This window comes from Streptomyces sodiiphilus, assembly GCF_039529215.1.
Lineage (GTDB): Bacteria > Actinomycetota > Actinomycetes > Streptomycetales > Streptomycetaceae > Streptomyces > Streptomyces sodiiphilus.
In genome coordinates this window covers 90,017-109,759 of the sequence record NZ_BAAAMJ010000002.1, presented here as the reverse complement: position 1 = coordinate 109,759, position 19,743 = coordinate 90,017, and the positions used below count along the sequence as shown (strand labels likewise).

Annotated in this window: 18 protein-coding genes; 15 read left to right on the top strand and 3 right to left on the bottom strand. The window is 72.2% G+C overall.

Annotation, left to right across the window (positions count from 1 at the left end):
- Positions 1-119 precede the first annotated feature (119 nt).
- From ald to der, 10 genes are all read left to right on the top strand, one after another.
- On the top strand, positions 120-1,235 hold the full coding sequence (gene ald, locus ABD299_RS01230; protein WP_344258079.1) for an alanine dehydrogenase: 1,116 nt from the start codon (positions 120-122) through the stop codon (positions 1,233-1,235).
- A 347-nt stretch (positions 1,236-1,582) separates the two neighbouring features.
- The gene (locus tag ABD299_RS01225) at positions 1,583-2,749 is read left to right on the top strand and encodes a ParA family protein (RefSeq protein WP_344258041.1); all 1,167 of its coding nucleotides are present in this window, start codon (positions 1,583-1,585) and stop codon (positions 2,747-2,749) included.
- Entirely contained in the window at positions 2,746-3,369 is a 624-nt protein-coding gene (locus ABD299_RS01220; protein ID WP_344258077.1) for a hypothetical protein, read from the top strand. The genes ABD299_RS01225 and ABD299_RS01220 overlap by 4 nt, the downstream gene beginning before the upstream one ends.
- A gap of 59 nt (positions 3,370-3,428) precedes the next feature.
- On the top strand, positions 3,429-4,466 hold the full coding sequence (locus ABD299_RS01215; RefSeq protein ID WP_344258040.1) for a segregation and condensation protein A: 1,038 nt from the start codon (positions 3,429-3,431) through the stop codon (positions 4,464-4,466).
- The gene (gene scpB, locus ABD299_RS01210; protein WP_425581224.1) at positions 4,463-5,104 is read left to right on the top strand and encodes an SMC-Scp complex subunit ScpB; all 642 of its coding nucleotides are present in this window, start codon (positions 4,463-4,465) and stop codon (positions 5,102-5,104) included. Before ABD299_RS01215 ends, scpB begins: the two co-directional genes overlap by 4 nt.
- 11 nt (positions 5,105-5,115) lie before the next feature.
- Positions 5,116-6,108, top strand: a complete 993-nt coding sequence (locus ABD299_RS01205) for a pseudouridine synthase (protein ID WP_344258039.1) — start codon at positions 5,116-5,118, stop codon at positions 6,106-6,108.
- A complete protein-coding gene (locus ABD299_RS01200; protein WP_344258038.1) occupies positions 6,108-7,196 on the top strand; it encodes a prephenate dehydrogenase in 1,089 nt (362 codons plus the stop codon). Before ABD299_RS01205 ends, ABD299_RS01200 begins: the two co-directional genes overlap by 1 nt.
- 109 nt (positions 7,197-7,305) lie before the next feature.
- On the top strand, positions 7,306-8,013 hold the full coding sequence (gene cmk, locus ABD299_RS01195) for a (d)CMP kinase (protein ID WP_344258037.1): 708 nt from the start codon (positions 7,306-7,308) through the stop codon (positions 8,011-8,013).
- A gap of 53 nt (positions 8,014-8,066) precedes the next feature.
- The gene (locus ABD299_RS01190) at positions 8,067-8,660 is read left to right on the top strand and encodes a lysophospholipid acyltransferase family protein (RefSeq protein ID WP_344258074.1); all 594 of its coding nucleotides are present in this window, start codon (positions 8,067-8,069) and stop codon (positions 8,658-8,660) included.
- Between the two features lie 68 nt (positions 8,661-8,728).
- Positions 8,729-10,189, top strand: a complete 1,461-nt coding sequence (der, locus tag ABD299_RS01185; protein WP_344258035.1) for a ribosome biogenesis GTPase Der — start codon at positions 8,729-8,731, stop codon at positions 10,187-10,189.
- Between the two features lie 410 nt (positions 10,190-10,599).
- Here the strand turns inward: der and ABD299_RS01180 are convergent, their stop codons facing one another.
- Positions 10,600-11,409 carry a hypothetical protein gene (locus ABD299_RS01180; protein ID WP_344258034.1) on the bottom strand — a complete coding sequence of 270 codons (810 nt, stop codon included), beginning with the start codon at positions 11,407-11,409 and terminating at the stop codon, positions 10,600-10,602.
- A 394-nt stretch (positions 11,410-11,803) separates the two neighbouring features.
- Between ABD299_RS01180 and ABD299_RS01175 the strand changes: the two genes are divergently transcribed.
- Positions 11,804-12,043 (top strand): hypothetical protein, encoded by a 240-nt coding sequence (locus ABD299_RS01175; RefSeq protein WP_344258033.1) that lies wholly within the window; start codon positions 11,804-11,806, stop codon positions 12,041-12,043.
- A 7-nt stretch (positions 12,044-12,050) separates the two neighbouring features.
- On the opposite strand, the gene ABD299_RS01170 is transcribed toward ABD299_RS01175, so the two are convergent.
- On the bottom strand, positions 12,051-13,010 hold the full coding sequence (locus ABD299_RS01170) for a phosphatase PAP2 family protein (RefSeq protein WP_344258031.1): 960 nt from the start codon (positions 13,008-13,010) through the stop codon (positions 12,051-12,053).
- Between the two features lie 414 nt (positions 13,011-13,424).
- Between ABD299_RS01170 and ABD299_RS01165 the strand changes: the two genes are divergently transcribed.
- Together ABD299_RS01165 and ABD299_RS01160 are read left to right on the top strand one after the other, a co-directional pair.
- Positions 13,425-15,059, top strand: a complete 1,635-nt coding sequence (locus tag ABD299_RS01165) for an MFS transporter (protein WP_344258030.1) — start codon at positions 13,425-13,427, stop codon at positions 15,057-15,059.
- A gap of 41 nt (positions 15,060-15,100) precedes the next feature.
- Positions 15,101-16,282 carry an acyl-CoA dehydrogenase family protein gene (locus ABD299_RS01160; protein ID WP_344258028.1) on the top strand — a complete coding sequence of 394 codons (1,182 nt, stop codon included), beginning with the start codon at positions 15,101-15,103 and terminating at the stop codon, positions 16,280-16,282.
- Between the two features lie 52 nt (positions 16,283-16,334).
- On the opposite strand, the gene ABD299_RS01155 is transcribed toward ABD299_RS01160, so the two are convergent.
- Positions 16,335-16,778 (bottom strand): cell division protein SepF, encoded by a 444-nt coding sequence (locus ABD299_RS01155; protein ID WP_344258026.1) that lies wholly within the window; start codon positions 16,776-16,778, stop codon positions 16,335-16,337.
- Positions 16,779-17,374: 596 nt separating this feature from the next.
- Here ABD299_RS01155 and ABD299_RS01150 point away from each other — a divergent pair.
- Positions 17,375-18,454, top strand: a complete 1,080-nt coding sequence (locus ABD299_RS01150) for a S1 family peptidase (protein WP_344258024.1) — start codon at positions 17,375-17,377, stop codon at positions 18,452-18,454.
- Between the two features lie 136 nt (positions 18,455-18,590).
- Positions 18,591-19,706 (top strand): DUF5685 family protein, encoded by a 1,116-nt coding sequence (locus tag ABD299_RS01145; RefSeq protein WP_344258022.1) that lies wholly within the window; start codon positions 18,591-18,593, stop codon positions 19,704-19,706.
- Positions 19,707-19,743: the final 37 nt, after the last annotated feature.

Sequence of the window (19,743 nt, the reverse complement as noted above, 5' to 3'; positions counted from 1 at the left end):
GCTGGACTGCAGGCGATCCGGCTGCTTCCGGCATTCATCCCATATCCTGAAGCCCCGGATGTGTCCCTTATGTCCGGCAATCCCCAGCTGCCACCGTCAACGCAAGGACCGTGATCGACGTGAAGGTCGGCATCCCCCGCGAAGTCAAGAACAACGAGTTCCGCGTGGCCATCACCCCGGCCGGAGTGCAGGAGCTCGTCGCAGGAGGCCACCAGGTCTATGTGGAGCAGGCCGCTGGCCTCGGCTCCGCCATTCCCGACTCCGAGTACACCGCCGCCGGAGCCGCCGTGCTGGACAGTGCGGACGAGGTCTGGGCCGTCGCCGACCTGTTGCTGAAGGTCAAGGAGCCGGTCGCCGAGGAGTACCACCGGCTGCGCAAGGACCAGGTCCTGTTCACCTACCTCCATCTGGCTGCCTCCCGCGCCTGCACCGATGCCCTGCTCGAATCGGGCGCGACGGCCATCGCCTACGAAACGGTCGAGGCGGCGGACGGCGGCTTGCCGCTGCTCGCCCCGATGTCCGAGGTGGCCGGGCGGATCGCGCCACAGGTCGGCGCCTACCACCTGATGAGCCCGGCCGGGGGGCGAGGTGTACTGCCCGGCGGCGTCCCCGGTACCGCGGCCGGGGAAGCCGTTGTGATCGGCGGTGGCGTCTCCGGCTGGAACGCGACGCAGATCGCCGTGGGCATGGGGTTCCGGGTGACCCTGCTGGACAAGGACATCAGCAAGCTCAGGGAGGCGGAGAAGGTCTTCGGCGGGCGGGTGCAGACCATCGCCTCCAACGCGATGGAGCTCGAACGGGCGGTCCTGTCCGCCGACCTGGTCATCGGTGCGGTGCTGATCCCCGGTGCCCGTGCGCCCAAGCTGGTCACCAACGAGCTGGTCTCCCGGATGAAGCCGGGAAGTGTCCTTGTCGACATCGCGATCGATCAGGGCGGCTGCTTCGAGGACTCCCGGCCCACCACCCATGCCGAGCCCGTCTTCACCGTTCACGACTCGGTGTTCTACTGCGTGGCCAACATGCCCGGCGCCGTGCCCCACACCTCGACGTACGCCCTGACCAACGCCACGATGCCGTACGTCGCCGAACTGGCCGGCCGTGGCTGGCGCGAAGCGCTGCGCAGGGACCCGGTGCTGACCCCGGGGCTGAACGTGCACGACGGCCGGGTCGTGTACCGCCCGGTGGCCGAGGCGCACGGCCTGCCGTACACCGAGCCGGCCGCCGTGCTGAGCTGAGTGCCGGTCAACTCCCGGCGTCAACCGGACGTGTTCCGGATACCCCGGGTCCGGGGCCGGCTCCGCGCGGCGGAGTCCGGCCCCGTGCCGCGCCTGCCGGGCCTCGCGGCCCGGGGCGACACGCGGCGAACGTTCCCCTTCGGGCGCTTCATCCCCCCGGCCGGGTGTCCGGCCGGCGGTGCCCGCACCCTTGACAACCGGAGGTGCGAGGACCGACACATCCGGGCCGGAACGGCGGATTGTGTTGCTGTGGACCGCCGACACGCCATAGAGTCGCCAATCGTCGGCATGGTGCCACGCTGACTTAGTCCAGAAGTTTCCTGGTCCCCAAGGAGGTAGGACGACTTGTGAATGAGTCGACAATTACTCCCGGGGGAGGACGACCAGGAGTGCCGGGGCCTCAACACGGCCTGCCGGGCCTGACGGACGTCGGCTCCGTCGCTGTCCATACCTTCGCAACCCACCAGAACCAGCCCACTATGACAGCGCATCAGAGCACGGACGGTCATGAGACGAGTGCCATGACCTCGGACCGCACGGACGGCGAGCCAGGCCGTCTGCCCGATTACGAGGAGATCCCGGACGGGCATTTCTACGACCCGGACGCGGAGTACGAACCCGACCCCGAGTACGCCGCCACCATCGCGCCCGATGCGGCCAGGCAGCGCCGGGAGCGCATCGGCCCCACCGGCCGGCCGTTGCCGTACTTCCCGATCCCCGGCCCGCTGAACGAGCGGGGACCGGCAAAGATCATCGCGATGTGCAACCAGAAGGGCGGGGTCGGCAAGACCACCTCGACCATCAACCTGGGGGCCGCGCTCGCCGAGTACGGACGCCGTGTCCTGCTGGTCGACTTCGACCCGCAGGGAGCCCTGTCCGTCGGGCTGGGCGTCAACCCGATGGAGCTCGAACTCACCGTCTACAACCTGCTCATGGAGCGGGGCATGGCCCCCGACGAGGTGCTGCTCAAGACCGCTGTGGCGGGCATGGACCTGCTGCCGAGCAACATCGACCTGTCGGCCGCCGAGGTACAGCTGGTCAGCGAGGTCGCCCGGGAGTCGACGCTGCAGCGTGCTCTTCAGCCGCTGCTGCCCGACTACGACTTCATCGTCATCGACTGCCAGCCCTCGCTCGGCCTGCTCACCGTCAACGCGCTCACCGCGGCGCACAAGGTGATCGTCCCGCTGGAGTGCGAGTTCTTCGCCCTCCGGGGCGTGGCGCTGCTGACCGAGACGATCGAGAAGGTCCAGGAGCGGCTCAATCCCGAACTGCACCTGGACGGCATCCTCGCGACGATGTACGACTCCCGTACCGTGCACAGCAGGGAGGTCCTCGCGCGCGTCGTCGAGGCGTTCGACGACAACGTGTACCACACGGTGATCGGACGCACCGTGCGTTTTCCGGAGACCACGGTCGCCGGTGAGCCCATCACCACCTACGCCTCCAACTCCGTCGGAGCCGCTGCCTACCGCCAGCTCGCCAGGGAGGTGCTCGCCCGGTGCCACGCCGAGTGAGTCTGCCGGCAGCCGACGAACTGTTCCGAACCACCGGAGGGGCCGGGGTGCAGCCCTCGGCCCCCTCTCCCGAGCCCTCCCCGTCCGACGGTCCCGCGGGGCACGGCGGGACGGGCGGACGGGCGAGCGTGCCGCCAGGCCAGGGTGAGCCCCGGCCGCCCGCTTCCGCGGGCAGCGGTGACCCCGTCCCGAACGGAAGTGCTGTCCGCCGCGAGGGCGCGGCCGAGGGCGCGGCAGCCGAAGAGGCGCCCGTCCCCGGGCAGGGCCGCCGTCCGGCCGCGGGCAGGGCACCGGTGCCGGCCGCCCCGGACAGGACCGGATCGGGGCGCAACGGCGCGGCGGGGCCCAGGAACGGCCAGCCCTCCGCGAAGGCGGCTCCCCGCCGGGGCAGGGCGGCACGCCGCCCAAGCGGCCGGGAGCGGCACGACGAGAAGATCACGGTCTATGTCTCCGCCGAGGAGCTGATGGACCTGGAGCACGCCCGGCTGGTGCTGCGGGGCGAGCACGGCCTGGCCGTGGACCGCGGACGGATCGTCCGGGAAGCGGTCGCGGTGGTCCTGGCGGATCTGGAGTCCCGGGGGGACGCGAGCATCCTGGTCCGCCGCCTGCGCGGACGCTGATCCGCCGTTGCCGTGGCGGAGCCCGCCCAGGCCACCCCGGGGCGGTAATCTGCCCCGGGATGGCCGCCTCCGACGATTCCGTACCCGGTGTCCGTTCCGCGCGCCGGCCGCTGGGACGGGGGCCGGGGGTGCCGCCGGGTCCCGCTGCCGGGCCGCCCGCAACGGCGGGTGGCGGGTGTGAGAGCGGATCTGCGGAGCCCGGGCCGCCCGCTCCCGGGGAGAGGGGGAAGGCGGCGGGCGAGGAGAGGGCCGGGGAGCAGGCCCGGGCGGAGCACGCCGGTGCCGAGCCGGACGACGGCCGCTTCACGGTGGTACTGGACAACTTCGAGGGCCCCTTCGATCTGCTCCTCCAGTTGATCTCCCGGCACAAACTCGACGTCACCGAGATCGCTCTGTCGAAGGTGACCGACGAGTTCATGGCCCACATCCGTGCCATGGGCCCGGACTGGGACCTGGACCGCACGACGGAGTTCCTGGTGGTCGCCGCGACCCTGCTCGATCTGAAGGCGGCGCGCCTGCTGCCCGCCGCCGAGGTGGAGGACGAGGCGGACCTCGCGCTGCTGGAGGCACGCGACCTGCTTTTCGCGAGGCTCCTGCAGTACCGGGCCTACAAGCAGGTGGCCGGCATCTTCGCCGACCGGCTGGCCGCGGAGGCCCACCGCCATCCGCGCACCGTCGGTCTGGAACCCCACCACGCCGGACTGCTGCCCGACGTGATCCTCACCATCGGCCCCGAAGGGCTCGCCCGGCTCGCGGTGAAGGCCATGCAGCCCAAGCCGAAACCGCAGGTCTACGTCGATCACATCCACGCCCCCCTGGTGAGCGTGCGGGAGCAGGCCCAGGTGGTGATCGCCCGGCTGCGGGAACGGGGGGAGGCGACCTTCGCCGAGATCGTCCGGGACGCCCCCGACACCCTCACCGTGGTCGCCCGGTTCCTGGCCCTGCTGGAGCTCTACCGCGAGCGGGCCGTCATCCTCGACCAGGAGGAAGCCCTCGGCTCCCTGGTCGTGCGGTGGTGCGGCGGGGACGCGGGGCAGCCCCTGGTGACGGACGAATTCGATCAGGAGCCGGTGGCCGGCGAGGAGGAGAGCCAGTGAGCGAGCAGAACCGCCGGGATGCCCCGGCCGTCCCCGGCTCCGGGGAGGAGGCCGCCCGGCCCGCGCTGCGTCCCGCCCTGGAGGCGGTCCTCATGGTGGTGGACGAGCCCGCCACCGAGGAGCACCTGGCCAGGGTGCTCGGCCGGACCCGCCGGGAGGTGTCCACGGCACTGCGCGAACTGGCCGAGGAGTACACGCGGCAGGAACGCGGCTTCGAGCTGAGGCTGGTGGCAGGGGGCTGGCGGTTCTACACCCGTCCCGAATACGCCGACGCGGTGGAGAGCTTCGTCCTGGACGGGCAGCACGCCCGGCTGACCCAGGCAGCCCTGGAGACGCTGGCCGTGGTCGCCTACCGGCAGCCGGTCAGCCGGTCCAGGGTCTCCGCCGTCCGGGGAGTGAACTGCGACGGGGTCATGCGCACCCTCCTGCAGCGCGGTCTGCTGGAGGAGGCGGGCACCGAACCCGAAACAGGTGCGATCCTGTACGTGACGACGCACTACTTCCTGGAGCGGATGGGCCTGCGGGGCCTGGACGAGCTGCCGGAGCTCGCGCCCTTCCTCCCCGAGGCGGACGCGGTCGAAGGCGAGAGCCTGGAGGGGGTGCCGTCGTTCCAGGTGGACGACAGCGGCGACTCATAGACGGATCACTGATGCGAAGCAGCGGCAGTAACAGCAACCGGAACTACCGGGGCGCGGGCAATGGCCGCGACGACAAGCAGAAGAGGACGGGCCGTCCCCGGCCCGAGGAGCGCCGGTACGGCAAGGACGGCGCACCTGCCTCCCCGGCCGGCCGGGGAGGCAGGCCGGGCGGGAAGCGGCCCGGTCCCGAGCGGCCCCGGGAGTACGAGGCACAGATCGAGGAGCGGAACCGCAGCCGGCACGGCAAGCCGGCCGTCCGGCTGCCCAAGACCTTCGGCGAACCGGAGGGGGAGCGGCTGCAGAAGGTTCTGGCCCGGGCCGGGATGGGTTCGCGCCGCGCCTGCGAGGAACTGATCGGCCAGGCCAGGGTCGAGGTCAACGGCTCGGTCGTGAGGGAGCAGGGCACCCGGGTCGACCCGGAGAAGGACGAGATCAAGGTGGACGGCCTGACGGTCGCGACCCAGGCCCACCTGTTCTTCGCCCTCAACAAGCCGGTCGGGGTCGTCTCCGCGATGGAGGACCCGGAGGGCCGCCCGTGTCTGGGCGACTACGTGCAGAACCGCGAGACCCGGCTGTTCCACGTCGGCAGGCTCGACACCGAGACCGAGGGCCTGATCCTGCTGACCAATCACGGGGAACTGGCCCACCGGCTGACGCATCCCCGGTACGGGGTCGTCAAGACCTACCTCGCCGCCATCCAGGGCCCGCTCCCGCGCGACCTGGGCAAGCAGCTGAAGAGCGGCGTGCGTCTGGAGGACGGCTATGCCCGCGCCGACCACTTCCGTGTCGTGGAGAACACCGGCAAGAACTACCTGGTCGAGGTCTCGCTGCACGAGGGGCGCAAGCACATCGTCCGCCGCATGCTGGCCGAGGCCGGCTTCCCGGTGGACAAGCTGGTGCGCACCCGCTTCGGACCCATCGCGCTGGGCGACCAGAAGTCCGGCTGGCTGCGCCGGATGACCAACACCGAGGTCGGGAGGCTGATGAAGGAGGTCGGTCTGTGATGCGCAGTGCGCTGGTGATCGGCAGTGGCCTGATCGGCACGTCGATCGCACTCGCCCTGTCCGGACGCGGTGTCCGGGTGCATCTGGACGATGACGACGCCGACCGGCGGCGCACCGCGGCGGCCCTGGGCGCGGGCACCGAGACCCCGCCGGACGGTCCGGTCGACCTCGCCGTGATCGCCGTCCCGCCCGCCCGCATCGCGGCGGCTCTGGCCGCCGCGCAGCACCGCGGCGCCGCGCGCGGCTACGTGGACGTCGGCAGCGTGAAGGGCGGGCCGCGCCGTGAGCTGGCCGCCCTCGGCGGCGATCTCACCTGGTACCTGGGCAGTCACCCGATGGCCGGGCGGGAACGCTCCGGGCCGCTGGCGGCCACCGCCGACCTCTTCGAGGGGCGGCCGTGGGTGCTCACGCCGACTGCCGAGACCGACACCGAGGTGCTCAACCTCGCCCTGGAGCTGGTGGCGCTGTGCCGGGCGGTTCCGGTGGTCATGGACGCCGACGCCCATGACCGCGCCGTGGCCCTGGTCTCCCACGCTCCTCAGCTGCTGTCCAGCCTGCTGGCCGCCCGCCTGGAGAGGGCCGACGAGGCGGCGGTGCGGCTGTGCGGGCAGGGCATCCGCGATGTCACCCGGCTCGCCGCCTCCGATCCCGGCATGTGGATCGACATCCTGTCGGCGAATCCGGGACCGGTCGCCGATGTCCTGGCCGAGGTCGCCACCGACCTGGAACGCACGGTGCACGCCCTGCGCTCCCTGGAGTCCGCGGACGAGGCGAAACGGGAAACCGGCACCGCCGGCGTGGAAACCGTCCTGCGGCGCGGGAACGCGGGCCGCGACCGGGTCCCGGGCAAGCACGGGACGGCTCCCGCCCGGTACGAGACGATCGCGGTGTTCGTCAGCGACCGGCCCGGGGAGCTGGCCCGCATCTTCGCCGACGCCGGCCGGGCCGGGGTCAACATCGAGGATGTCCGCATGGAGCACGCCACGGGGCAGCAGGCGGGTCTTGTGCAGTTGATGGTCGAGCCCGCCGCCACCGCGGTGCTCACCGCGGCGCTGCGGGAACGAGGCTGGTCACTGCGCTCTCCCTGAGCATCCGGGGGCGGGAGAGCGGCCGTGGCGGATGCCGGTAGCCTTGCCCCGGGCCGCCGTGCCCCTTTTCCTTCTGTTCTCCCGTGCTGTGAGAGAGGTTCGATCCACCGTGGCTGCAACCACCCAGGAGGCCCACCCCGTCGTCATCGCCATCGACGGGCCCTCCGGCACCGGGAAGTCCAGCACCTCCAAGGCCGTCGCGGCGCGCCTGGGGCTGGACTACCTGGACACCGGGGCACAGTACCGGGCGATCACCTGGTGGATGCTGAGCGGGGGCATCGACATTCACGACCCCGCCGCGGTGGCCGCGGCGGCCTCCAAGCCGGAGATCGTCTCCGGCACCGACCCCCTGGCCCCGGCCATCACCGTCGACGGCACCGATGTCTCCGGGCCCATCCGCGGCCAGGACGTCACCGCGGCGGTCAGCGCGGTCAGCGCCGTTCCGGAGGTACGGTCCCGGATCACCCGGCTCCAGCGCACGCTGGCCGCCGGAGCGCCGCGCGGCATCGTCGCCGAGGGACGGGACATCGGCACCACGGTCCTGCCGGACGCCGACCTGAAGATCTTCCTGACCGCTTCGCCCGAGGCCCGTGCCGCCCGCCGGAGCAACGAGCTGAAGGGAAACGGCGGGACTCCCGGCGTGGCGGCGACCCGCGAGGCTCTGCTGAAGCGTGACGCCGCCGACTCCGGACGGACTACGTCCCCGCTGGCGAAGGCGGGCGACGCCATAGAGGTCGACACCACAGAACTGACGCTGGAACAGGTCATCGAGCGCGTGATCGGCCTCGTCGAGGAGCGGAAGCAGCGGGTCCGGTGAGCGCACCCCGAGCGCGCGGGGCCGCGGTCGGACGCCGCATCGGCATCGGCCTGATGCGCGGGCTGTGGCGCCCGCGGGTGCTGGGCTCCTGGCGCGTTCCTCCCACCGGTCCCGCCATCCTGGCGGTGAATCATTCGCACATCGTCGACGGTCCCATGCTCATGGGGACCGCGCCCCGGCCGGTGCACTTCCTGATCAAGAAGGAAGCCTTCGTCGGGCCGCTCGACCCGTTCCTGCGCGGCATCGGGCAGCTGAAGGTGGACCGCGACGGTACCGACCGGGCCGCGGTCACCGGCGCGCTCGACGTGCTCGCCGGCGGCGGCGTCCTGGGAATCTTCCCCGAGGGCACCCGCGGGGAGGGCGACTTCGCGGCTCTGCGCGCCGGGCTGGCCTACTTCGCGCTGCGCTCGGGCGCACCGGTGGTGCCCGTGGCGGTGCTCGGCAGCGCCGAGCGCCCGGGAAGGCTGATCCGCGGCCTGCCGCCCCTGCGCAGCCGCGTCGACGTGGTCTTCGGCGAGCCCTTCACGGCCGACGACGGCACGGGCCGGCGGACCCGGGCGGCCCTGGACGAGGCCACCGTCCGGATCCAGGAGCGGCTGAGCGCGCACCTGGCCGACGCCCGGCGCCGTACCGGCCGCCCGGGCTGATCCGCCAGGAACAGGACGGTCCTTGGGGGACACTGGACCGCAAACGGACCACGAGGAAACAGGACTGCATGAACGACCAGAACCACACCGGCGGCACCGGCGGGTCCGGCCCGCTGGGCGAGGCCGAGTACGCGGAGTTCATGGAGCTCGCCGCGGAGGAGGGCTTCGACGCCGAGGAGATCGAGGGCGAGCTGGCGGCCGCGGGGCCCCTGCCGGTCCTCGCCGTGGTGGGCCGCCCGAACGTCGGCAAGTCGACACTCGTGAACCGGATCCTGGGCCGCCGCGAGGCGGTCGTGGAGGACCGCCCGGGGGTCACCCGGGACCGCGTGACGTACGAGGCGGAGTGGGCCGGCCGCCGGTTCAAGGTGGTGGACACCGGGGGCTGGGAGCAGGACGTGCTCGGTATCGACGCGTCGGTGGCCGCACAGGCCGAGTTCGCCATCGAGGCGGCCGACGCCGTGGTCTTCGTGGTGGACGCCACCGTGGGGGCCACGGACACCGACGAGGCGGTCGTCAAGCTGCTGCGGCGAGCGGGCAAGCCCGTGGTGCTGTGCGCCAACAAGGTGGACGGGCCCTCCGCCGAGGCCGATGCCGCCTACCTGTGGGGGCTGGGGATCGGGGAGCCGCACCCGGTCTCCGCGCTGCACGGCCGGGGGACCGGCGACATGCTGGACGCCGTTCTGGAGGCGATGCCCGAGGCACCCGCCGAGACGTTCGGGGCCGCGCCCGGAGGCCCTCGCCGCATCGCGCTGATCGGCCGCCCGAATGTCGGCAAGTCGTCCTTGCTGAACAAGCTGGCGGGGGAGGAGCGGGTGGTCGTCAACGAGGTCGCCGGCACCACCCGGGACCCGGTCGACGAGCTCATCGAGCTCGGCGGGAAGACGTGGATGTTCGTCGACACCGCCGGCATCCGGCGCCGCGTCCACCTCCAGGAGGGAGCCGACTACTACGCCTCGCTGCGCACCGCGGCGGCCCTGGAGAAGGCCGAGGTCGCGGTGGTGCTCATCGATGTGAACGAGCCCATCAGCGTGCAGGACACCCGCATCATCTCGATGGCGGTGGACGCCGGACGCGCGCTGGTGATCGCCTACAACAAGTGGGACGCCCTCGACGAGGAGCGCCGCTTCTATCTGGAGCGCGAGATCGAGCGGGACCTGGTGCAGGTCCAGTGGGCGCCGAGGGTGAACATCTCCGCCCGCACCGGACGGCACATGGAGAAGCTGGTGCCGGCGGTGGAGACGGCTCTGGCCGGCTGGGAGACCCGGGTGCCCACCGGCAGGCTCAACGCCTTCCTGGGGGAACTGGTCGCCTCTCACCCGCACCCCGTCCGCGGTGGCAAGCAGCCGCGGATTCTCTTCGGGACCCAGGCAGGGACCCGGCCGCCGCGCTTCGTCCTGTTCGCCTCGGGTTTCCTCGAGGCGGGCTACCGGCGCTTCGTGGAGCGCCGCCTGCGTGAGGAGTTCGGCTTCGCCGGTTCCCCGATCCACATGTCGGTGCGGGTCAGGGAGAAGCGCGGCCGGAAGAAGTGAGGCGGCGGCCGNCCCCCCGGCGTCCCGGCGGCCGGGAGGCAGCGCGGCGGGCAGGTGCCCGCCGGGCTGCCTCCGGTGACTGCCCCAGGACCCGGTGCCCCGGCCGCGGACAGTACCGAACCCCTCGAACCGGAACTCCTCCTCACCGGTGCGGTCGCCGGGCAGCGCCCGGAACAGCCGGCGGTACTCGGCGTAGAGCGCGTCGTAGATCGGTGTGGCCGACCGTCCGGGCGAGGGGTCGTAGGACGGACGCATGCCCGGGATTCCGGCCATCCGGCCGTGCCGGGGGGGACGCTGCTGTCGGGATGGTTCGTAAGGCTGCACGACCAACCAACGAGCAGGCACGCCGACGGATGCGGTCCCGCGCGGCGGTGCACCTGATCGTCCCATTGCCCGGGCGGCCGGTGCGGTCAGGTACCGGCCAGCGGCATCGCCGCGGCCACCAGCACACCACCGGCCACGGCCTTCTCCAGGGCCTCGCGCAGCAGGTCCTCCCGCGGCTGCTTGCCGATCGAGCCCACCGGGGCGGCGTACACCAGCACCGTGTTGTGCTGAGTGGCACTGGCCCGCCAGCCCTCCGTGACCGGCAGCGCCTCGTGCGCGCGCCACCAGGCCGCCGGCCGGCCGTCGTCGGGCGAGGGCTGCAGGATGGCGTGCAGCCGCCCCACGGCCATCAGGACCGACCAGCCCGGCACCGCGGGGGGGAGCTCGGTGAGATCGCCGACCGGTGCGAAGCCGTGCTCGGTCAGCAGCGGGAGGAAGTCGTCCCCGGGGCCGCTGGAGCCGGGGCGGGCGATGGGCGCGCTGGGCTCCACCACGAGTGCGGGATAGAGATGGTCGCCGACGAGAATCTGCCCGCAGGTCACACCGAGCACCGCGTGGCCGGTTTCTGTCTCCGGCACGGCGCCCGCGCCCGTGGTCGGCTGGGACGCGGGTTCCTCCGGCCGGCCGGTGATCGACCGGACGGCCCCCTGCAACTGCTCCTCGGACACCGGGACGACCTGGGAGGGGATGCAGGTGGCGTGGGCGAAGGCGAGGACAGCGGTCTCCTCACCGACGAAGAGGACGGTGCTGGTCCGCTCCTGCTGGGTGTCGCCCGGGGTGCGGCAGGAGGTGCAGTCGTAGGTGCCCGGCGCGTTCTCTCCGGCCAGCAGCCGGTCGGCCTCCTCTTCACCGATCTCGGCGCGTACGTCGTCGCTCACATCGAGCAAGGGGGACACAGTTGCTCCTTGGGTCAGGTCCCGCCCCCATCGGCGGGGTGCCCCGTGCTCAACGGCGGGAACGTCCCCAGGTCACGCCCCGTTGCGTGAGGAATCGGCAGCGGGGTGCCCCGGCCCGTGCCGGGGCCCGGGGGCACCCCGGGTGAAATCCGGTGTCACCTGTTCACCCGCGGCCTTTTCCCATTCATTCCGCCGCTTCGGAGGAGGTCCTTACCGAATTGGCCCGGAGAGGATTCAGCCGCCGGTTCCGGGGAATCGGAGAATGCGCCCGGCGGGAGGAGGACCGGCGGAGCGGGTGGGGCCGCGGGCCGCCCGGAGCTGTGACAGAAGTGTGACAGCACATGGATCCCGGCGGTACTTCCGGGTGGGCGGGGCCAGGCCGTACGGTGGCGCCATGGCATCTGGATCTTCCGAAGGACCGGGCGGACCGGGCACCCCCGGGGACGCTTCCCAGGACACCACCGAGAGCTATCTGGGCCTGCCGGCCGACTCGGCCGAGCAGTTGGCGCGCGACCGGGGGTGGCGCACCGTCCGCCGCCTCGCCCCGGACGCGATCATCACCATGGAGTACCAGGAGGGACGGCTCAACCTCGCCGTCCGGGACGACGAGGTCGTCCGCTGCTGGCAGGGCTGAGAGGGGGTCAGCCGCCGCCGCGGCTGCCGACCGGGCGCACCGGCTGCGGGTGCTCGGCTCGTCCGTGCGGTCTGGCCGGCTGGCGCAGCCGGACCTCCGTCAGCCGGGGAGCGCCGCCGGCCCGGGCGCCCGCCACGGGCTCGCCGAGCGGCTGGACCGGCTCCTCCACCCGGGCGGCGAGCCCGGTGGGGCGCGGGGCGACCGGCGGCAGCACCGGTTCCACGGGCGGCGTCCGGGCGGCGCGCAGTCGGCCCCACAGGCCCGTCAGCCAGGTCTCGGCCCGGGCGATCAGCGGCTCGCACCAGGGCAGGGCCAGCAGAATCAGGAGACCCGCGGCCCACCCGAGAAGGACATCGCTCACCCAGTGCGTACCGATGTAGACGGTGGTGGCGCCGACACCCAGTGCGAAGACCGCCGCGATGACCGACAGTATGCGGCGGGCCCGGGGGGTGGTGGCGAGATAGGCCAGGATGCCCCAGGCGACCACGGCGTTGGCGGTGTGGCCGGAGGGAAATATATCCCCGGTCCCGAACATCTCGTTGGAGCCGACCGCCGTGGCGTAGTGCGGTCCTTCGCGGCCCATGCCCAGCTTGGCCGCACCGACGGTGACGTTCAGCAGCAGCAGCGCGGTCGCCATGACAAGCAGCGGCCGCAGGGTGCGCTGCCGCCAGGAGCGCCAGCCCAGCCAGGCGGCGATCAGTACCGCGGTGGGGCCGCGCTGGCCCAGCACGACGAAGTAGTCCAGGAAGGCGTGCAGGCCGGGCCATTGCTTGTACGGCCGGAACAGCATCACCTGCCAGTCCAGCCGGACCAGCCAGGAGGTGCTCAGGACGGCGGCCACGATGGCCGCGTAGAAGCCGAGCGTGGCCCCCAGCAGCGTTCTGCGGGTGCGGCTCATACCGGGAGGCGCGGCGTCGGGGCGCTGCGGCTCCTGCTCCAGGCGGGCAAGGATTCGGTCGGTACGCACTCTCTCGAGATTACAGGGGGTGATAGCAGTGCTTCGACTCGAGGCTGCTTTTGTGATGCCGATGTGATGTATGAGCGCCGCTATTCGGCGCACTCCCGCACGCATTTCCCGGCCCTTCCGGGCTGCTGATTAACTGTTCATGGACTTTCTGTGCTGCCGTTCGGGTTGTTTTCGTTATCTCTGCTCCACTCAGGTGAACGAGCGGGATCCGCGGCGCTTCGGACGGCGAGGGCGGCCGGCGGCGCCGCCGCGTGCCGGGTCGTGCGACGGGACGGACGAGATGCACGGACGGCCCAAGGGCTGACGTACTCTTCTGATCGTCCACCTCTGCACCGCGCCCGGGGCGTATCGCGCCCACGGGGTCCCCGACGGTGGCGGACGAGGTGTGAGCGTGCGTGACAGGGAGGTGTGGAGATGTCCGGGACGACCCCGCCCGGTACAGCCGGCACGGGCGCCCCCCGGCGTGCCGCGGGCCCGTTCACCTCCGGCGGGAAGAACCGCTGGACCGTGCTCGTCGTCCTGTGTGTCAGCCTCCTGCTGGTGGCGATCGACGCCACGGTGCTGCACGTGGCTCTGCCGGCGGTGACCGCGGATCTGCGGCCCGGGCCGATCGAGCTGCTGTGGATCGTGGACACCTACCCGCTGATCTGCGCCTCCTTGCTGATTCTTTTCGGCACGCTCGGGGACCGGATCGGCAGGCGCCGGGTCCTGATGCTGGGCTATGCCTGTTTCGGGCTGGCCTCCGCGCTGGCGGCACTGGCCGCCACTCCCTATCTCCTCATCGCGGCCCGGGCACTGCTCGGCGTCGGCGGTGCCATGATCATGCCCGCCACGCTGTCGATCCTGCGGCAGGTCTTCCCCGAACGCCGCGAACGGGCGCTGGCCATCGGCATCTGGAGCGCTGTGGCCGCCGTCGGAGCGGCGATCGGCCCGCTGGTCGGGGGAGCCCTGCTGGAGTACTTCTGGTGGGGCTCGGTCTTTCTGATCAACATCCCCATCATGGTGGTCTGCCTGCCGGTCGGCTACTGGCTGCTCCCGGAGTCCACGGGGGACCGGGCCGGCCCCTGGGATGTCCTGGGAGCGCTGATGGCCGCGACCGGCCTGTTCAGCGTCATCCTGGCGGTCAAGAGGATCGGCAGCGGGGACATCTTCGGGCCGGGCACGGTGCTGGCGGCCGGGCTGGGGGCTCTGCTGATGGCGCTCTTCGTCCGGCGGCAGCGCAGGCGCAGGTACCCGCTGATCGACCTCACGGCGTTCTCCCGGCCCGCGTTCGGCACCTCGGTGGGCTGCATCGTCCTGACCGTGCTGGCGCTGGTCGGCCTGGCCCTGATCGCCGCCCAGTACCTGCAGCTCGTCCTCGGGCTCAGTCCGCTCCAGACGGGCCTGCGACTGCTGCCGCTGAGCCTGGCCGCGATCGCCGCCGGGCTTCTGGGGTCACGGATGCTCCAACGGCTGGGTCCGCGGACGATGGTCGCCTCGGGCTTCGTGCTGACCGCGGTGGCGGTGCTGACGCTGACCACGATGGGGGACACCGACCGGCCCGCCGTGCTGATCGGCGGGTTCGTGATGCTGGGCTTCGGTCTGGAGACGACCCTCTTCGGTTCCTACGAGTCGATGCTGAGCGATGTGCCCGCCCGGCAGGCCGGCGGTGCCGCGGCGATCGGGGAGACCGCCTACCAGTTCGGGGCCGGTATCGGCATCGCGCTGCTCGGCAGCATCATGAACGCCGTGTACGCGCCGGCGGTCCGGGGGGTGGAGGGACTGTCACCGGGAGACGCCTCGGCGGCCGGTCACTCCCTGGGAGAGGCGTATGTCGTCGCCGGACGGCTCGGCGAGGCCGGGGAGGTGCTGCGCGAGGCCGCCCGCACCGCCTTCGTCCACGGCATGCGCCTGACGCTGGCCGTCAGCGCCGTGCTTCTGCTGCTGGGCGCCCTGGCGGCGCTGCGGCTGCCCCGTGGCATCGTGAAGGCGCACCGGCCCGCGCCGCAGCCGGAGAAGCGGGAGGACGCGCCCCGGCCGCTCTTGCCCACCGGGGTTACCCGGCCGTAACGTCGGGCCGCACTCGTATCCCGCTCGCCCGGAGGATCTCCATGACCGCCACGCCCCCGCTCGACCCCGCCGATCTGCTGGGCCTGGACGACCTGCTCGGTGACGAGGACCGGGAGGTCCGGCGGACGGTGCGGGCGTGGGCGGCCGACCGGGTGCTGCCGCACATCGCCGGGTGGTACGAGCGCGGCGAACTGCCCCAGGTCCGCGAGCTGGCCCGGGAGCTGGGGGCGCTGGGAGCCCTGGGCATGTCCCTGGAGGGCTACGGCTGCGCCGGTGCCTCCGCGGTCCAGTACGGCCTGGCGTGCATGGAACTGGAGGCCGCGGATTCGGGCATCCGGTCCCTGGTGTCGGTGCAGGGCTCGCTCGCGATGTACGCGATCCACCGCTACGGCTCCGAGGAGCAGAAGCAGCAGTGGCTGCCGCGGATGGCCGCCGGCGAGATCATCGGCTGTTTCGGACTGACCGAACCCGACCACGGCTCCGACCCGGCCGGCATGCGGACGCGCGCGGAGCGGGACGGCAGCGACTGGGTGCTCACCGGACGCAAGATGTGGATCACCAACGGCTCGGTCGCCGGGGTGGCGGTCGTGTGGGCCAGGACGGAGGAGGGGATCCGGGGCTTCGTGGTTCCCACCGGCAGTCCGGGATTCTCCGCTCCCGAGATCCACCACAAGTGGTCGCTGCGGGCCTCGGTGACCAGCGAGCTCGTCATGGACGGGGTCCGGCTCCCGGCAGAGGCGGTGCTGCCCGGTGCCCGCGGCCTGCGCGGGCCGCTGAGCTGCCTGACGCACGCCCGGTACGGCATCGTGTGGGGGGCGATGGGCGCGGCCCGGAGCTGCCTGGAGACGGCGGTGGAGTACTCCCGGACCCGGGAGCAGTTCGGCAGGCCGATCGGGGGGTTCCAGCTCACCCAGGCGAAGCTCGCCGACATGGCGGTGGAACTGCACAAGGGAGTGCTGCTGGCCCACCACCTCGGGCGGAGGATGGACGCCGGGCGGCTGCGCCCCGAGCAGGTCAGCTTCGGCAAGCTCAACAATGTCCGCGAGGCTCTGGAGATCTGCCGGACGGCGCGCACCGTCCTGGGGGCCAACGGCATCTCCCTGGAGTACCCGGTGATGCGGCACGCCACCAACCTGGAGTCGGTGCTCACCTACGAGGGCACCAGCGAGATGCATCAGCTGGTGCTCGGCAAGGCGCTGACCGGCCTGGAGGCGTTCCGCTGAGCGGCCGCCGTCCGGTCCTCCCCCGCTCGTGGGGCGGGGACCGGACGGCGCGTCAGCTCTGGTTGAAGAAGTCCCCCCGGGGGCCGCGGGCGGCGTTGCCGCTGAGGACCTGGTAGTCCGCGGGGGTCAGCAGGAAGACCCGGTTGGCCACCCGCTCGATGGTCCCCCGCAGGCCGAAGGTCAGCCCGGCGGCGAAGTCCACCACGCGCTTGGCGTCGGCGGCCTCCAGCGCGGTGAGGTTCACCACGACGGGGACTCCGTCCCGGAACAGCTCGCCGATGTGCCGGGCGTCCCCGAAGCCGTCCGGGGTCACCGTGGCGATCCGGCCGCCCTGGCCCTGCGCCGCCTCGGCCGTTCCCCTGACCCGGGGGTCGGTCGTCCAGGCCTCGGCGCTCTCCCCGGGCTCCGGCCCCTCGGCGTACTCGTCGTCGTAGTAGCGCATCTCCCGGTCGTCGACGAGGCCCAGCCAGGCACTCGCCTTGCGCACCGATCCCATGGACGCCTCCTCTCTCCTCCGCGGCCCACTGATTCCGTCAGCGATCCGCCGCGGGCCGTCCACTTCCCTATCGTCGTTGATGATGCGGACATTCCGCCAAGCGATCGGCCATATGAGCCGGGATTCGTGACGGTTCTGGTGCACGTGCCATGGCGCCCCATCAGCAGGATTGTCGTATTGATCCGCTGACAGAGCGTAAGTTCTGCGCCTGCCGCCGACCGGGTGAGCGGAGAGGTGGAAGGGCTCCTCGGCTTCCGCCGTGTCATGACATCCGAACGCCGGAGGGCGCTCAGCGGACCCGGACGGGGGATTTTCGGACAGGTCTAGTCCTCACCCTGTGGGGCGTGCCGCGTGCGCGGAGTGCCGGTGGTGGCCGCGATCCCCCGGGCGGTGGGACCGCACGGCCTGTTCGCGCGATTGTGCGGGGGTCGTACGGCCATGTGCGCGAGGCGTGATCTCGTCCTTGTGTCTGACCTGATGAGATCGGAATACTCACACCACCGCTTGGCATGGACGTGACCGGAGACGGTCGATCCGTGCTCTCTCCGGAGCCCGATGACTGATGACGGCTCCAACCCCCACAGGAGGAAACGAGCGTGACTCACCGACGTACCATCAACCGGCGCGTGCTCATCGCCGCCACCGGCGTCGCGGCCCTCATGGCCGGAACCTTCGCCGCGGCGCAGGCAAGTGCCAACCCCACCCCCACGAATGCTCCTGCGACCCTGTCCTCGGAGGCGGCCGGCGAACTGGCCACCACCCTGGCCGAGGACATGAAGGTCGATCAGGAGAGCATGTACTACGACGCCGAGACCCAGCGGCTCGTGGTGAATGTCGCCGACGAGATCATGGCTGCCGGCGTCGAGGCGAGCGGTGTCGAGATCCGGCAGGTCGACCACAGCCTGGCCGAGCTCAACGAGGTCAAGGCCGGCCTGGAGGATGTCGCGATCCCCGGCACCGCCTGGGCCATCGACCCCGTGACGAACAAGGTCCAGGTCTCCGTGGACTCCACCGTCACCGGTGACGACCTCGCCGCGGTCGAGGCCAAGGTCGCTGAGTTCGGTGACATGGCCTCGCTGGAGAACGACCCCGGCACGTTCGAGGCGTTCATCGCCGGCGGCGACGCCATCTACTCCTCCGGCGCACGCTGCTCGCTCGGCTTCAACGTCACCGCCGGCAACGGGGCCCGGGCCTTCCTGACCGCGGGCCACTGCGGCAACGTGGGCAGCAACTGGTCGGCCACCTCGGGCGGCGCGTCGATCGGCCAGATGACCAGGAGCACCTTCCCCGGTCAGGACAACGCGCTGGTGATGGCCACCGGCGCCGCCAGCCACCCCAGCGCCGTCAACCTGTACAACGGCAGCCAGCAGCAGATCACCGGTGCCGGCAACGCCACCGTCGGTCAGAGCGTGCAGCGCAGCGGCAGCACCACCGGCCGGCACAGCGGCTCGGTGACGGCCCTGAACGCCACGGTGAACTACGCGCAGGGCAGCGTGACGGGCATGATCCGCACCAGCGTCTGCGCCGAGCCCGGCGACAGCGGTGGCGCGCTCTTCGCGGGGTCGACCGCGCTGGGCCTGACCTCCGGCGGCAGCGGCAACTGCTCCTCCGGCGGCACGACCTTCTTCGAGCCGGTCACCCGCGCGCTGAGCGCCACCGGCGCCCGGCTTCCGTGAGGACCGTAACGAAGAGGTGAAAAGGCGCCCACCGTCGTGAACACGCGGCGGACGCGGTGANGGGCCCCCCGCGCCGGGGGCGGGGGGGCTCCGTCGGTGCGGTCACTTCGGAGAGGACCGCGGGGGGAGGCGCAGGGTGTTCGGGATCATCAGGCCGTGCCGTCACCGGTTGTCCGAAAATTTGCGCGTGGAGTGGACGGCGCACCTGTGCGGTCTCTGTCTCGCTCTGCGGCGCGCCCACGGACAGTCGGCCCGGCTCGCGACGAACTACGACGGGCTGCTGGTCTCCGTGCTGTACGACGCGCAGCGCGCGCCCGGGGAGAACGCCGGTGCCGGGGGGCGGCGCACGGCGGGGCCCTGCCCGCTGCGCGGCATGCGGACCGCTCCCGTGGCATGCGGAACCGGGGCCGATCTCGCGGCGGTGGTGTCGCTGGTGCTGGCCTCGGCGAAGATCCGCGATCACGTCCACGACCGGGACGGAGCCCTGGCCCGGCCGGCGCTGGCCGCCGCGGCACGCGGCGTCGCGCGACGCTGGGACCGGGCCGGTGCCCGGGGCGGTGCCCGGCTCGGGTTCGACACCGCTGTGCTGGTGGATGCCGTGGAACGGCAGCCGCGTCTGGAGGCGCTGGCCGGCCCGGGGAGTCCGGTGCTCGCGGTGACCGAGCCCGCCGAGGTGGCCACCGCTGCGGCCTTCGCCCACACCGCCCGGCTCGCCGGACGGCCCGCGAACGCGGCTCCGCTGGCCGGAGCGGGCCGGTTGTTCGGCCGGCTGGCCCACCTGCTGGACGCGGTGCAGGATCGGGCGGCCGACGAGGCGGCCGGGGGGTGGAACCCCCTGACCGCGACCGGCACCGGGACGGCGGAGGCGCGCAGACTGTGCGACGAGGCGGTGCGGGGGGTGGAGCGGGAGCTGGCGTCGGCGGAGTTCTCCGACGGCCGGCTGGTGCATGTCCTGCTGGTCCACGAACTGCGCCGGGCCGTGGACCGTACTTTCGGGGCGGCCTGCGCTCATACCGGACCCCCGGCTCCCGAGCCGCGCGGACGGGGACTGCTCGCCGGATGCGCGGTCTGGGCCGGGCTGCTGTGCACCTGCCGGATCTGCTGCCGGGAGACCTACCCGGACCCCTGGACCGGCAAGGAGCGGGAGGGCTGGTGCCACAAGGCCGACTGCTGCGATTGCTGTGACTGTTGCAACTGCGGGGGCAGCGATTCCTGCTGCGGGTGCGGCTGTGGGTGCAGCTGCTGCGACTGAGGCCGCGAGGGGCGACCGTGCGGCGGGCCGGGCGCCC

Coding starts and splice junctions, on each gene's coding strand:
- ABD299_RS01215 (WP_344258040.1), top strand. CDS start 3,429: ATGGCCGCCTCCGACGATTCCGTACCCGGTGTCCGTTCCGCGCGCCGG.
- ABD299_RS01205 (WP_344258039.1), top strand. CDS start 5,116: ATGCGAAGCAGCGGCAGTAACAGCAACCGGAACTACCGGGGCGCGGGC.
- ABD299_RS01200 (WP_344258038.1), top strand. CDS start 6,108: ATGCGCAGTGCGCTGGTGATCGGCAGTGGCCTGATCGGCACGTCGATC.
- ABD299_RS01190 (WP_344258074.1), top strand. CDS start 8,067: ATGCGCGGGCTGTGGCGCCCGCGGGTGCTGGGCTCCTGGCGCGTTCCT.
- der (WP_344258035.1), top strand. CDS start 8,729: ATGAACGACCAGAACCACACCGGCGGCACCGGCGGGTCCGGCCCGCTG.
- ABD299_RS01175 (WP_344258033.1), top strand. CDS start 11,804: ATGGCATCTGGATCTTCCGAAGGACCGGGCGGACCGGGCACCCCCGGG.
- ABD299_RS01165 (WP_344258030.1), top strand. CDS start 13,425: ATGTCCGGGACGACCCCGCCCGGTACAGCCGGCACGGGCGCCCCCCGG.
- ABD299_RS01160 (WP_344258028.1), top strand. CDS start 15,101: ATGACCGCCACGCCCCCGCTCGACCCCGCCGATCTGCTGGGCCTGGAC.
- ABD299_RS01155 (WP_344258026.1), bottom strand. CDS start 16,778: ATGGGATCGGTGCGCAAGGCGAGTGCCTGGCTGGGCCTCGTCGACGAC.